Source organism: Streptomyces sp. NPDC056738, from assembly GCF_042790435.1.
In the GTDB taxonomy this organism is placed as follows: domain Bacteria; phylum Actinomycetota; class Actinomycetes; order Streptomycetales; family Streptomycetaceae; genus Streptomyces.
In genome coordinates, this window is record NZ_JBHTZF010000004.1 from 406,052 (window position 1) to 420,473 (window position 14,422).

The window sequence follows — 14,422 nt, forward strand, 5'->3', positions numbered from 1 at the left end:
TGACACCAAGGTCGGTGATCGGTGTGTCACGGGCTTGGCCGGTACGTGCGGGCAGACCGTTCCGACCGGCACGTATTACTGGCAGGAGACGGCTGCCCCTGACGGTTATGACCTGCCGGATCCTGCGGTGTTCGGTCCGTTGGTTCTCACTGATGGGAACGTCGACGCGGGTGTTTCGGTGACCGCGAACGACACCAAGACGCCTGTGACCCCTGGCCAGGGTCGGGTGCGGGTGCGGAAGGTCGACGCGGACTCCGGTGCCCCGTTGCGTGGTGCGGAGTTCCAGCTGTGGCAGGAGACCAACGGCACGGCCGGTCTGCAGACCACCGGTATCAACCCTGACACCAAGGTCGGCGACCCCTGCGTCACCGGCTTGGCCGGTACGTGCGGGCAGACCGTTCCGACCGGCACGTATTACTGGCAGGAGACGGCTGCTCCTGACGGCTACGACCTGCCGAATCCCGCGGTGTTCGGTCCGTTGGTTCTCACTGATGGGAACGCCGACGCGGGTGTTTCGGTGACCGCGGCGGACACGAAGACGCCTGAGGAACACGACGGCTCGCTCCACCTGAAGAAGTCCGACGCCAAGACAGGGCGGCCATTGGAAGGCGCCGTGTTCGAACTGTGGAAGGAGTCGAACGGCCGGGCCGGGCTGCAGACGAACGGCGGGAACCCGGACACCCTGACGGGCACCGAATGCACCACGGGCGCCACGGGCGCCTGTGACTTCGACCCGCTCGAGTACGGCACGTACTACCTGCGCGAGACCGCCGTCCCTGACGGCTACGTCCTGCCCGACAACCCGGTGACCGGGCCCTACGTCATCGACGGCACCCACGAGGACGTCACGGTCAAGGTCGAGAACGAACGCGAGTGCACGGCCGGCTATGGCGACAAGTGCGACGGGTACGGCGGGTACGGCCACTCCTGAGCTGCCCGACGACACAACTGCGCCCGGGTGGACATCGCCTGGGAGCAGCCTTGACCACCTGACCCAAGACACGGCTGATGACCGGCTCACCGCCGGTCATCAGCCGTTTCCGGCGCACCCGTCCGATCCGTATCCCCAGCCGGTTCGCTGCTGAACAGCTCGCTTCGCTCGGGCGGGAACCTTTCGCGATCTCTGGGCGTCGGGGATCAGTGTCGGAGGGGGTAGGCGTGCAGGACGATGATGCGTATTGGTGGGTGATGCCCGCTGTTGCGGCGGGGGTCACTGTGGTGCTCGGTGCCGTGATGCTGCTCGTCGTCACGGTCTGCTTCATGGCCACCGACTGGGTTCGGCACAGGCGGAGTCGCCCTCATGAGTGAGGGACCGGGTCCGTGATGGATCTGGTGCGCTGATCCGGTGCAGGGGTGTGGGTGGCCCGTGGGGCGGGGGCGCCGGTCGTGCTGATCGGCGCCCCCGCCCGGTCGCGCTACTGGTGCTGGACCGTCTTGAGCGAGTCCAGGTGGGGGTCCGCGCCGGTCGGGCCGGTGCGGGCGACCGTGGCGGGCTGGCCGCCGTTGGTGCGGGCCGCGTAGGTGCTCTGCTGGGAGGCAGGTGCGACGAGGCCGTCGTAGTACGGGTGGTACACGAACTGGCTCGCGCTCGCGCTGATCGCGGCGCCCGCGCTGTCCAGCGCGGCCTTGGCGACCGAACCGGTGCCGCCGAACGCGATCACCGAGTTCGTGCTCGCCGACTCGCGCAGCAGGTAGCTCTTGACCTCGCTGGAGAGGCTGTCCTTGGCGGTCCACAGGACGGGGCCGAAGACGTTCATGGCCGCGCCCGCGGAGACCCCGCCGCGCCAGGAGTTGGTGTAGGCGAGCGCCGTCGTGCTCGGCGCGGACCACCAGAACTTGGCGACGGCGATCGAGGTGGCCTCGTTCGTCGAGCCCGTGATCGGGTAATACGTGAACGTCGACGGCCAGTTGGAGAAGTACGTGTGCGTCAGCGCGTACTTCGCCGAGGAACCCACCGTGATGACCATGGTGTTCTTCGGGTTCAGGCTGTTCAGGTACGACTTCACCGACGAGCTCAGCGCATTGCCGTTGTTGAGTACGACGCTGCCCGCGCTGCTCGTGCCGTCGGCACCGGCCGCGGAGGCGGCCACGAGCGCCGAGTGGTAGTCGGTGCCGGTGGCCAGGAAAACGTACTTCGGGCTGCTCGTCACCGACTTGGCGACGGCGACCGAGGTGGCGTAGCGGTCGGTGCCCGACAGCCGCTTCGGGGTGAAGCCGAGCGACGTGACCTGCGAGGAGACCGTGCTGGTCAGGATGGACGTGCCACCGATGAGGTAGACGTTCGAGCCCGGCTTCAGCGTGCGCTTCAACTCGTTCTTCACCGCGGTCGTCAGGCCGCTCTTGGTGGTGCCGAGGACCGGGCCCTGCTTCTTGCCGGCCAGGGCGGGCGCGGTGAGCGAGTACGCCGAGTCGTCCCGGTTGATCAGGACGGCGGCCTTCGCGTCCATTAGACCCGGGACCTTGGTGCCGCCGTACGTGTTCCACGTCCAGCGCGAGGAGGCGATGTTGCTGCCGTAGACGTCGGAGCCCCAGACGCGGCCGGCGGAGTTCTTGCGCAGCGGCTGCCAGCTCGGGTTGCTGCCCTGCGGCGTGCCGCGGACCGCGGTCGTCGCGCCGGTGGCCACGGTGACGTACTCCGTGGTGTGCACGTCGGCGCTGTCACCGGAGGTGTGGACGTCGGCGATGATCCGGGTGCCGGTCGGCGACCAGGACGGGTTCGCGTAGCCGCGGCCGTCGGTGGTGATCTGCTGGACGCCGGTGCCGTCGGCGTTCGCGGTGAAGAGCTGGCTGAGCCCGCCGCCTACGTTGCGGACGAAGGCGAGCTTGGTGCCGTCCGGGGAGAACGCCGGCTGCGCGGCGTCGGTGAGGACGCGCTTGACCGTGTTCGCGGACGAGTCGTAGACCCAGACGCCGTCGTTGTCGTAGCAGCCGTAGTTGATGCGACGGGAGAAGGCCAGCAGGCCCTTCGGGCTGACGGTCGGGTCCTCGTCGCAGACGGTGGACGGCTCCTGGGTGGCCGACAGCAGGGGCTTGGGGGCCCACGAGGCGTCGGAGGGGCCGTAGACGAGCTGGCCGCCGGTGGAGTAGACGACGTACCGGCCGCCCCACCAGAAGGTGATGTCCTTCTGCTCGGCGCTGGAGCGCACGCCCGCCGCCCAGGGCAGGCTGAAGCGCGAGCTGCCGTCGGGGCGTTCGCTGGCGAGCTGGCCCCATTCGGAGACGATGCGGCTGCCGTCCGGCGCCCAGGCCGCGTAGCTCCCCATGTGGGTGCCCACCTGGGTGGCGGTCCCGGTGACCGGATCGACCAGCGTCGGGCCGTCGGTGAGGATCTTTCCCTCGGTGCCGGGCCAGGGCCCGGCGTCGTCCGCGGCGGCGCTCGGAGCGCTCGCCAGGGTGCCCACCGCGGCGAGCGCCGCCGCGGTCGCGAGCGCCGCGGCACGGCGGCGCATGAACAGTCTCAAGTTGTCGACCCCCCATGGATCACGAACACAGGCCCCACACAGGGGCTGAGTAACTGTAGATCGCACCGAGACGCAGGGGAACAAAGTTTCGGAGCAGGAAGATCACGTTTCGTCTGCGACCGCGCCATGGCCGCCGCGGCCGCCGACGACCGGCCCGAGCGGGCACGGACGGGCGAGGTCGCGGGCAACGCCGATGACCACGGGACAAGAACCTAGACCCGTTCCAGCGGGCGGTGAGGCGGTGGCGGGGGCTCGACCTGGATGGAATCGTCGGGGCGGACGATCCCTCCACGGCGGACCACAGCCATGACGCCGCACTTGAACGTGAACTCGCCGGACAAGGGGTCCATGGCGAAGACCTCACCGAGCAGCCCCTTGCGGAAGTCGTTGATCTTCGAGCACGGGTTGCGCAGTCCGGTCACCTCGAGCACCGCCTGCTCCCCGAGATGGAGCAGGGCGCCGGTGGGCAGGCACAACAGGTCCACCCCGCGCGTGGTGACGTTCTCGCCGAGCTGGCCCGCGGAGACCTTGAAGCCTTTGAGCGCGAGTTCGTCGAAGAGTTCCTCGTGCATCAGGTGGACCTGGCGCAGGTTGGGCAGGTCCGGCTCGTACGTCATGCGGAACTGGTGGCGGATCGTCTCACCTGCGTGAACGTCTCCTTCCACGCCGAGCCCCGTGAGCAGCCTGATGGAATCGCGATGGGGCTTGCTGAACGAGTACCCCTCGTTACGGCTCACCGCGGTCACCTGTCCAGGCATCACGCCCTCCACCTGTTGTCGTTCTGCGGCCGGACATACGGTGGCTGCGACGGAGGCGCCACGCGCGGATCTCGCCGTAGAGCACGGATGCCGCAAGGATGAAGAGCGCGGTCGCTATGCCGGCTGACCACGGTTCAGGCACCCACCAGTGGCCCAGGACCGTCCACCCGGCGAGGAACAGCACGGCAAGGATGTAGCCGCGCAGACGAACGCGCAGTCGGCGCATCTCGTGCCGTGGTTCAACTGCCATGGTGGCCCTGTGTCATTGCGGGATGATGCTTGATCACAAGCGCATGCTGCTCACCCATGCCCTGTAGGTCAACACGCCCGCAGGGACTCGGTGTTGGATCACGTATCGGCAGGTTCCTCTGGAAGTGGTGCGCTCTCCTCGGCGTCGAGCTGGTGGTCCGCCCAGACGTAGCTTTCGGGAAGCAGGTCGGTGATGGGCACCATCCGGAGGCCGCCCTCTGTCCCGACGATGACCTCGAGGGCCGGGAAGTAGTCAAGGAGGGCTTGGCGGCAGCGGCCACACGGGGGCACGACGCCTCGGTCGCGGTCACCCACCGCGACGATCGTGTCCAGGTCGTAGGCGCCCTGGGCGGCAGCAGCGCCGATCAGGACCAGCTCCGCGCAGGGGCCTCCGGTGAAGTGATAGGCGTTCACCGCGGTGACGATCCGGCCGTCCCGGGCACGGCCCGCAGCCGCCATGGTGTGGTTGTCGCCCCGGCAGCGCGTGGCCGCGAGGTGTGCCGCTGCCCGGATCAGTTCGTGGTCGACACGGTCGGTCGGTGTGGTCAACTTCTCTGCCTCCGAGCGGCCTGCGGCTCCAGCGAATCCTGGCCTATCGCGATCAGAACCAGTGGGGCGTCCTTCTTCGGCAGCGCCACCTCATGGCTCCCGTCAACCGTGGTCAGCTCGTAGAACGAAAGCCTGCCGTGCAGCTCTTGGGGCGGTCATGGCGATGATCTTGGCAGTGGGTGCGTAGGCCCGCAAGGACACGGCGGGGCGGAGCGCAGTCGGGGCTTGATGGCATGGTGCGCGCTGAGCGGGCGAAGCGGCGCGAGGGTGATCCGGCGCACCGCAAGGAGCCGACCGGCAGCCAGCCGGTCCTGCTGGTGCGCAGGTGGTGTGCTCATCACCCACTGGTCTGGACAACAAAGAACCCCCGGGTCACTGACCTGGGGGTTTCACATGGAGCGGGTGACGAGAATCGAACTCGCACTCTCAGCTTGGGAAGCTGATGTTCTACCACTAAACTACACCCGCGTAAGACGCCGGTTGGGCCGGTGTCGGAATGCCCGCTCACTGTACCTCATGCCCGGCCCCCGGCGTCGAAGCCGCGGGGCCGCCGCGCGTTTCGGGGGGTGGATGCGGCTGCGGGGGACCGGAGTTGGGGCGTACGGTGGGGGCGTTGAAGTGGGTCCGGGCGGGGTCGGAGTGCCGCCTGGAGAGCCGTCCCTTTCATCCCGTAATGTGGCTTTCGTTGTCAGGGCATCAGCCTGACGCGGCTCTTGGGGAAGGGACTCTGGGACTTGATGGAGCGCACCGTCGTCCGTTGTGCCGAGGGGCACGTGTTCAGTACCGCTTCGTTCCCGATGCAGCAGGCCGAGCGGCTCGGCCCCGGCCGGCTGCTGAGGTGTCCACGGTGTGCCCGGCTCCGCAGTGTGGTGCCGGTGACCCTGGAGAGGGCGGGGACCGAGCAGTAGGACGGGCAGGAGTACCGGCGCGCGGAGCCACGATTGTCGTGGCTCCGCGCGCCTTGCGTATCCTCAGGAGGTGCTTCTCTCAGACAAGGACATCCGGGCCGAGATCGACGCCGGGCGGGTCCGGATCGATCCCTACGACGAATCCATGGTGCAGCCGTCGAGCATCGACGTGCGGCTCGACCGCTTCTTCCGGGTGTTCGAGAATCACCGCTACCCCCACATCGACCCCTCGGTCGAGCAGGCGGACCTCACGCGGCTCGTCGAGCCCGAGGGGGACGAGCCGTTCATCCTCCACCCCGGGGAGTTCGTCCTCGCCAGTACGTACGAGGTCATCACGCTGCCCGACGACCTCGCGTCGCGGCTCGAGGGCAAGAGCTCCCTGGGACGCCTGGGCCTGGTCACCCACTCCACGGCGGGGTTCATCGACCCCGGGTTCTCCGGGCACGTCACCCTGGAGCTGTCCAACCTCGCGACCCTGCCGATCAAGCTGTGGCCGGGGATGAAGATCGGGCAGCTCTGCATGTTCCGGCTCAGCTCGCCGGCCGAGTTCCCCTACGGCAGCGACCGCTACGGCTCCCGCTACCAGGGCCAGCGCGGACCCACCGCCTCGCGGTCCTTCCTGAACTTCCACCGCACCCAGGTCTGAGGCGATGACCATGTCTCCCGTGCGCGAGAACCTCACCTACGAAGGGTTCGGCGTCGCCGTACGCGAACTCGCCCAGACGATCGCCGACGACGGGTACGAGCCCGACATCGTGCTGTCGATCGCCCGTGGCGGTGTCTTCGTCGCGGGCGGGCTCGCCTACGCCCTCGACTGCAAGAACATCCACCTGGTGAACGTCGAGTTCTACACGGGGGTGGGGACGACGCTGGAGATGCCGGTGATGCTCGCCCCCGTCCCCAACGCGATCGACTTCTCGCAGAAGAAGGTCCTGATCACCGACGACGTCGCCGACACGGGCAAGACGCTCAAGCTCGTGCACGACTTCTGCGTCGGCGAGGTCGCCGAGGTCCGCAGCGCGGTGATCTACGAGAAGACCCAGTCGCTGGTGAAGTGCGAGTACGTCTGGAAGCGCACCGACGAGTGGATCAACTTCCCGTGGAGTGTCTTGCCTGTAGTGCGTAGGTCCGGCGAGCCGGTCACCCCCTCCAAGGAAGCCCTCTAGCCCTCTAGCCGCAGGGCGGAAGGCGGCGATGCCCGCTTGTCGTCGCCTCGCTGTCGACACCACGGAGGCTTGGGCGGCGGGCCGTGGTGTGGGGTTGCGTGGTCACGGGGTGCCCCGGCGTCGGTGGCCCCAGGGCCCCCGGCGCCGGGGCGTTCGTCATACCGGTGTGCAGTTACCGCGGGCCGGGACGGTGGCCGTGGCCGGCCGGTCGTGGCCGGGCTTTCCGTGATCCGGCTTGCCGTGGTCGGGCTTCCCGTGTCCCGGCCTGCCGTGGCCCGGGCAGCGCACGACCCCGATCGCGACCCCGAACGGGAGGTCGCCGACGGGGATGGTGGCCACGACGGTGTTGGTGGCGGTGTTGATCACGGACACCGTGTCGGCGTTGGCGTCGGTGACGTAGGCGCGGGTTCCGTTCGGCGACACCGCCACCTCTCGAGGCGCATCGCCGACGGGGATGGTGGCGACGACCCTGTTCGTCGCCGTTTTGATCACGGACACGGTGTCGGTGTCGGCGTTGATGACGTAGGCGCGGGTGCCGTTCGGTGACACCGCCACCCCCTGGGGCGCATCGCCGACGGGAATGGTGGCGACGACCCTGTTCGTCACCGTTTTGATCACGGACACCGTGTCGTCGTTGAGGTTGGTGATGTAGGCGCGGGTGCCGTTCGGCGACACCGCCACCCCGAACGGGAAGGCGCCGACGGGGACGGTGGCGACGACCGTGTTCGTCGCCGTCCTGATCACGGACACCGTGTCGTCGTCGGAATTGGTGACGTAGGCACGGGTCCCGTTCGGCGACACCGCCACCCCGATGGGGGCATCGCCGACGGGGACGGTGGCGACGACCGTGTTCGTGTCCGTCCTGATCACGGACACCGTGTCGGCGCCGAAGTTGGTGACGTAGGCACGGGTGCCGTTCGGCGACACCGCCACCCCCAGGGGCTCAGGGCCGACGGGGACGGTGGCGACGACTGTGTCGGTCGCGGTGTTGATCACGGACACCGTGTCATCGGCGCGGTTGGTGACATAGGCGCGGGTACCGTTCGGTGACACCGCCACTTCCCACGGCGCAGCGCCGACGGGAACCGTGACCGCCACCGTGTTCGTCGCCGTGTTGATCACCGACACCGTGTTGGCGTTGAAGTTGGTGACGTAGGCGTAGGTGCCGGGCGGCACGGCCTGGGCGGGCTGCGGGGCCACCATGGGCAGGGCCAGGCCGGCCGCTGCGACGAGACCTGCCACCAGCGCCCGCAGCAACCCATCCCGCCACGAGCGACGGACTCGAAGATCAGGCGGCGCCGACGACGGGAGGGTCTCCTGCGCGCCCACCCCCCTCACGGTTTGACAGATGGCCACAGCAATCCTCTCGACCGGACTGACAGAACGTGACGCAGTATGACAGTTCGTCATATTCGGTACGGCGGAGACGCGCAGCGCCCTGACCATGGGTCGGGGCGGTCGCCTGGACGTTCGTGCGCCCCACCGAGACCGCACATGGTCGTGTGTCGCGACCGAACCGGGGATCCGGAGCGCGGAGGCGGGCGACCGGGCCCGGGCAGGCCCTCGACGCGTAGGCCTCGACTTCTGGGCCTTGGCGCGTCGGCGTATGACGTGAGAGGGGCTCCCGGCGGTGTGCCGGGAGCCCCTCTTTCTCAGTTCTGGGCGGGTCTGCGTGCCGCCCGCCGGGTCAGAACGTGCCCAGCTTGATGATCGACAGGATCGCGATGAGCTGAATGGAGGACGCGGCGAGCGCCTTCGGCCAGGGGAGGTCGTGGGACTTGCCGACCATCATGGTCAGCAGGGCGCCCGCGGCGACCCAGGTGATCCAGCCGAGGAGCTTCACGAAGGACGCGTCGCCGCCGAGGAACATGGCGAAGAGCAGGCGCGGGGTGTCCGTGATGGACATGATCAGCATGGAGAGGCCGACCGTGGGCTGCCAGGCCCCGTCGCCGCCGAGCTGGCGGGCCAGGGTGTGGGTGACCACGCCGAGGACGAACGTGCTGAGCACGAGGGCGACAGCGGTCGTCAGGACGATCGGGACGGCGTTGGAGAGGGTCGCGGTGATGGCGTCCTCGCGGGCGCCGTCGAAGCCGAAGACCGCCAGCAGACCGTAGAGGAACGTCACGATCAGGGCCGGGGCCCACATCGTGTAGTCGCGCATCTGCAGGAAGGTCCGGTTCGGGGCCGCGACTATGCCCTTGAGCAGGTCCTTCCAGTGCAGCCGGGGGCCGACCGGCGGTGCGGCCGCCTGGCCCGCGCGGTAGACGTCCCCCTGGCTGTAGGGGTCCTCGCCGATCGAGAAGGCCTGCGTGTGACCGGGGCTGTTCGCGGCGTACGGGTCCGGGCCCTGCTGCGGGTGCCCGTCGCCGAAGTACTCCGGCTCACCGTGCCCGCCGCCGTACCCGCCGCCCTGTCCGCCCTGTCCGCCCTGGGGCCAGCCGCCCTGCTGCCCGCCGCGGTAGGGCTGGGAGCCCTGCTGCCCGCCGTACGGCTGCTGTCCGCCGTACTGGGGCTGCGACGGCGCGCCCGGGTAGCCGTACGGCTGCTGCCCGCCTCCCTGGGGGGACTGCTGTCCACGTCCCTGGGAGGACTGTCCGTACGACGGTTGTTGTTGCGGTCGCCCTTGCGGTGCACGGTTGTCCCGGCCGCCGCGTCCGATCCTGAATCCAGCCACGTCATCGAACGTACCTGGTCCCGAAGAGTGACGTGGCGGCTCAGGGGCGGCGGGCCGGGCATTGGGGCCGAGCTGTGACATCCCCTACGGGAGCGCCGAGTCCGCCCCTACGGGTCCGCAGGACCGCCCTCCGGACCCTCCCGGGAGGCCGGAACGATCAAGGCACGGGAACGGCGGACCGGCCGGTCAAGGCGCCGACACGGAGGCCCAGTTGGTGACGTGCTCCGGCGGGTCGGTGAACGAGAAACCGCCGGGCCCGTGTGCGCGGGCCCGGCGGTGTGGGACGGGACGATCGGGGTGACGGACGGTGCGGACCGCCGGTCGTCCGACGGCCGGCGAACAGGGTGCCGGCCGCCGGTCACCCGCTAGTCGGCGAACAGGGCGCCGAACTGCGGGGTGCCCGAGGTCGAGACGCCCGAGGTGCTCGGGGAGACGGTGCGGGAGCCGGTCGTGGTGATCTTGCTGCCGTTCGAGGGCAGGTAGGTCACCGCGCCGTTGGCGGAGTTCTCGTACGAGCCGACGAGCAGGTCGGCCCGGCCGTCGCCGGTGACGTCGTCGAGCTTGACGTCCGCGCCGAACAGGTCGCCCTTCTCGTCGTTGCCGGGGACACCCGCCGTGCTCTGCGCGAACGCCTGGGTGCCGGAGGAGACGTTCACGCCGGCCGCGGAGCCGTACAGGACGGTGACCATGCCGGTGTTGGTGACGCCGTCGATGTCCTCGTCCGGAGCCGAGACGACCAGGTCCTGGTAGCCGTCGCCGTTGACGTCGCCCATGTCCAGGTCCCAGCCGAAGGCGTCGCCCTTCTCCGAGGTGCCGGGGACGCTGCCGCTGTTCTGGGTGACGCCGGTCGTGCCGGCCGGTCCGGAGGCCGAGCCGTAGGTGATGTTCACCTTGCCGCCGTTGGCGGCGTCCGGGACGGGCGTGCCGTTCTCCGTGGTGGCGTCCCAGCCCGCGCCGCTGACGATGTCGCCGAAGCCGTCGCCGTTGATGTCGCCGATGCCGGTGACGATGCCTGGCTTGAGGGCCTTGGCGGACGCCACGCTCAGGCCGGTGGCCGTGCCGGGCACGTAGTAGTTCGTGTTCCAGCCGTCGTCGGTCTGCGTCTCGAAGCCGTCGACGATCAAGTCGGTCCTGTGGTCGCCGTTCACGTCGCCGGCGGTCAGGCTGAGCGGGCCGTAGGGGTTGTCGTTGGTGCCCGACTGGATCGGGGGCTTGATCGTCGTACGGGCGCCGGGGGTGCCGGCCGTGCTGAAGCCGCCCTTGTAGACGTAGATCGTGCTGGAGGAGCTGCCGACCGCGAGGTCGGCCTTGCCGTCGCCGTCGAAGTCGCCGGCGGCCAGGTCCTTGCCCCAGTAGTCGTGCGAGGAGGGGGACGGGTCCGGGACGTCGACGCCCTTGCCGGTGAGGCCGCTCGCGGAGCCCCAGAGGATGGCGAGGCCGCCGCCGTTGGTGTCGGTGCCGACCTTCTCCGAGGGGGAGGCGACGGCGAGGTCGTCGTACCCGTCACCGTTGAAGTCCGCGTACGCCGTCTCGGCGCCGAAGGCGTCGCCGGCCTCGGCGGTGCCGGGCACGCCGGTGGTGTTCTGGCTGATCGTGGAGCGCTTGGCGGACGACACGCCGGTGGTCGTGCCGTAGAGGGCGACGATCTGGCCGGCGCCGGCGTGGCCGCTGACGTAGGCGCCGTGGGCCGAGAGGGCCACATCGCCCTTGCCGTCGCCGTTGAAGTCGGCCTGCGGGACCGTGGTGGAGTCCGCGGCGGTCGCGGTCGCGGCCGAGAAGGTCAGAAGACCGCCCGTCAGAGCGGCGGCGGTCGCCGTCGCGAGGGCGAGGCGCACGTGGCGCGGGTGACGCATGAGCATGCGGGATTCTCCTGCGGCATGCGGGGACGCTGGGCGCGCGTCCCTGTCAATAGGGAGCCGACCGGCTGCATTTGCCTGGAGTTGTCCGGCAGTTCACCGACCGATCGACGATCAGGAGACCGACGACGGTGGGCAAGGGTTGTACGTGAGTTCGGTTCCGTTCCGGCCGGGCGCGCGGTGTTCGAGGGGCCGCACACGGCGACACCCCCGTGCTCCACGGAGCACGGGGGTGTCGGTCGTACCGATCCGGAACGGGCCGGTCGGCTGTGCCTGACGGCCGGGTCAGGCGGCTGTTCAGACAGTCGTGTCGGACGCTCGTCCGGACGGTGCGGAACAGATCGGTGCGGAACGGATCGGGCCGCACCGGGGGCACCGGGGGAGGACGGCTACTTCACCGGCTCCGGCTCCGGCTCGCTCTCCGACTCGGCCGCGCCCGCCGGCGGCTCTTCCTCGACCGGCGTCTTGACGGATTCGAGCAGGAGCTGGGCGACGTCGACGACCTGGACGGACTCCTTCGCCTTGCCCTCGTTCTTCTTGCCGTTGACCGAGTCGGTCAGCATGACGAGGCAGAACGGGCAGGCGGTGGAGACGATGTCGGGGTTCAGCGACAGAGCCTCGTCGACGCGCTCGTTGTTGATGCGCTTGCCGATCCGCTCCTCCATCCACATCCGCGCACCGCCGGCGCCGCAGCAGAAGCCGCGCTCCTTGTGGCGGTGCATCTCCTGCTGACGCAGGCCCGGGACGGCGGACATGATCTCGCGCGGGGGAGTGTAGACCTTGTTGTGGCGGCCCAGGTAGCACGGGTCGTGGTAGGTGATCAGACCCTCGACCGGGGTCACCGGCAGCAGCTTGCCCTCGTCGATGAGGTGCTGGAGGAGCTGCGTGTGGTGGATGACCTCGTAGTCGCCGCCGAGCTGCGGGTACTCGTTGCCGATCGTGTTGAGGCAGTGCGGGCAGGTGGCGACGATCTTCTTCGCCGACTTCGGCTTCTTGGTCGACTCGTCCTCGTCGTCCTCGCCGAAGGCCATGTTCAGCGCCGCGACGTTCTCCATGCCGAGCTCCTGGAACAGGGGCTCGTTGCCGAGACGGCGGGCGGAGTCACCGGTGCACTTCTCGTCGCCGCCCATGATCGCGAACTTGACGCCCGCCATGTGCAGGAGCTCGGCGAAGGCCTTGGTGGTCTTCTTGGCGCGGTCCTCCAGGGCGCCGGCGCAGCCGACCCAGTAGAGGTACTCGACCTCGGAGAGGTCCTCGATGTCCTTGCCGACGACCGGGACCTCGAACTCGACCTCCTTGAGCCATTCCAGGCGCTGCTTCTTCGCCAGGCCCCAGGGGTTGCCCTTCTTCTCCAGGTTCTTGAGCATCGTGCCCGCCTCGGACGGGAAGGCGCTCTCGATCATCACCTGGTAGCGGCGCATGTCGACGATGTGGTCGATGTGCTCGATGTCGACCGGGCACTGCTCGACGCAGGCACCACAGGTGGTGCAGGACCACAGGACGTCCGGGTCGATGACGCCGTTCTCCTCGGCGGTGCCGATGAGGGGGCGCTCGGCCTCGGCGAGGGCGGCCGCGGGCACGTCCTTGAGCTGCTCCTCGGACGCCTTCTCGTTGCCCTCCATGTCCTTGCCGCCGCCGGCCAGCAGGTACGGGGCCTTGGCGTGCGCGTGGTCGCGCAGCGACATGATCAGGAGCTTGGGGGAGAGGGGCTTGCCGGTGTTCCAGGCGGGGCACTGCGACTGGCAGCGGCCGCACTCGGTGCAGGTGGAGAAGTCGAGCAGGCCCTTCCAGGAGAACTGCTCGACCTGGGAGACACCGAAGACGTCGTCCTCGCCGGGGTCGGTGAAGTCGATGGCCTTGCCGCCGGAGGTCATCGGCTGGAGGCCGCCGAGGGCGGTCCCGCCGGTCGCCTCGCGCTTGAACCAGATGTTCGGGAACGCCAGGAAGCGGTGCCAGGCCACGCCCATGTTGGTGTTGAGCGAGACCACGATCATCCAGATGAACGAGGTGCCGATCTTCACCATGGCGGTGAGGTAGATCAGGTTCTGCAGGGTGGCGACGCTCAGGCCCTTGAAGGCCAGGACCAGCGGGTACGAGGCGAAGTACGCGGCCTCGTAGTGGTCCACGTGGTGGATGGCGCCCTCGAGCCCGCGCAGGGTGTAGATCGCGAGGCCGATGGTGAGGATGACGTACTCGACGAAGTACGCCTGGCCGGCCTTGGAGCCCGCGAAGCGGGACTTGCGGCCCGGGCGGGACGGCAGGTTCAGCAGGCGGATCACGATGAGCACGGCGATGCCGATGGTCGTCATCACGCCGATGAACTCGATGTACAGCTCGAACGGCAGGAAGTCGCCGATGACCGGCAGCGTCCAGTCGGCCTGGAAGAGCTGGCCGAAGGCCTGGGCGAGGGTCGGCGGGAGGGTCAGGAAGCCGATCGCCACGAACCAGTGGGCGAAGCCCACGATGCCCCAGCGGTTCATCCGCGTGTGGCCGAGGAACTCCTTGACCAGGGTCACGCTGCGCGCGTAGGGGTTGTCGGTCCGGGCACCGGCCGGGACCGGCTGGCCCAGCTTGAAGTACCGGACGAACTGACCGATGGCGCGTGCGAGCAGCGCAACGCCGACCACGGTCAGGACCAGCGACACAATGATCGCGGCGAGTTGCATTCGGGGGCTCCTCGGGCCTGCGAGGTGTTGCTTCGAGGGTGACCTCGAAGGTGATTACTAAGCGGTAACTTATGCAGTCCGTCTGAGACTACCCACTTCCTTCGCCGCACTGTAGTCAGCGGTGCGGTGATCTGC

At 69.0% G+C, this 14,422-nt stretch carries 10 protein-coding genes and 1 tRNA gene; 3 read left to right on the forward strand and 8 right to left on the reverse strand.

What is annotated here, in order from left to right; translation table 11 throughout:
* Positions 1–178: 178 nt before the first annotated feature.
* On the forward strand, positions 179–931 hold the full coding sequence (locus ACFRIC_RS12920; protein WP_382783662.1) for a collagen binding domain-containing protein: 753 nt from the start codon (positions 179–181) through the stop codon (positions 929–931).
* A 484-nt stretch (positions 932–1,415) separates the two neighbouring features.
* Here the strand turns inward: ACFRIC_RS12920 and ACFRIC_RS12925 are convergent, their stop codons facing one another.
* From ACFRIC_RS12925 to ACFRIC_RS12940, 4 genes are all read right to left on the reverse strand, one after another.
* Entirely contained in the window at positions 1,416–3,461 is a 2,046-nt protein-coding gene (locus tag ACFRIC_RS12925) for a cell wall-binding repeat-containing protein (RefSeq protein ID WP_382783665.1), read from the reverse strand.
* A gap of 212 nt (positions 3,462–3,673) precedes the next feature.
* Positions 3,674–4,219, reverse strand: coding sequence for an MOSC domain-containing protein (locus ACFRIC_RS12930; protein WP_382783668.1), 546 nt, complete (start codon positions 4,217–4,219; stop codon positions 3,674–3,676).
* A 348-nt stretch (positions 4,220–4,567) separates the two neighbouring features.
* Complete coding sequence (locus tag ACFRIC_RS12935; protein WP_382783671.1) at positions 4,568–5,017, reverse strand: cytidine deaminase; 450 nt, start codon at positions 5,015–5,017, stop codon at positions 4,568–4,570.
* A 394-nt stretch (positions 5,018–5,411) separates the two neighbouring features.
* Positions 5,412–5,485: transfer RNA gene (locus ACFRIC_RS12940), tRNA-Gly, on the reverse strand.
* Between the two features lie 510 nt (positions 5,486–5,995).
* Here ACFRIC_RS12940 and dcd point away from each other — a divergent pair.
* Positions 5,996–6,571 carry a dCTP deaminase gene (gene dcd / locus ACFRIC_RS12945; RefSeq protein WP_382783673.1) on the forward strand — a complete coding sequence of 192 codons (576 nt, stop codon included), beginning with the start codon at positions 5,996–5,998 and terminating at the stop codon, positions 6,569–6,571.
* A 4-nt stretch (positions 6,572–6,575) separates the two neighbouring features.
* A complete protein-coding gene (locus ACFRIC_RS12950; protein ID WP_382783676.1) occupies positions 6,576–7,091 on the forward strand; it encodes a phosphoribosyltransferase in 516 nt (171 codons plus the stop codon).
* Positions 7,092–7,247: 156 nt separating this feature from the next.
* Here the strand turns inward: ACFRIC_RS12950 and ACFRIC_RS12955 are convergent, their stop codons facing one another.
* From ACFRIC_RS12955 to ACFRIC_RS12970, 4 genes are all read right to left on the reverse strand, one after another.
* Entirely contained in the window at positions 7,248–8,537 is a 1,290-nt protein-coding gene (locus ACFRIC_RS12955) for a beta-propeller fold lactonase family protein (RefSeq protein WP_382783679.1), read from the reverse strand.
* A gap of 241 nt (positions 8,538–8,778) precedes the next feature.
* A complete protein-coding gene (locus ACFRIC_RS12960; RefSeq protein ID WP_382783682.1) occupies positions 8,779–9,846 on the reverse strand; it encodes a Yip1 family protein in 1,068 nt (355 codons plus the stop codon).
* A gap of 284 nt (positions 9,847–10,130) precedes the next feature.
* Entirely contained in the window at positions 10,131–11,624 is a 1,494-nt protein-coding gene (locus tag ACFRIC_RS12965) for an FG-GAP and VCBS repeat-containing protein (RefSeq protein WP_382783685.1), read from the reverse strand.
* Between the two features lie 386 nt (positions 11,625–12,010).
* Entirely contained in the window at positions 12,011–14,287 is a 2,277-nt protein-coding gene (locus ACFRIC_RS12970; RefSeq protein ID WP_382783687.1) for a (Fe-S)-binding protein, read from the reverse strand.
* Between the last annotated feature and the right edge of the window lie 135 nt (positions 14,288–14,422).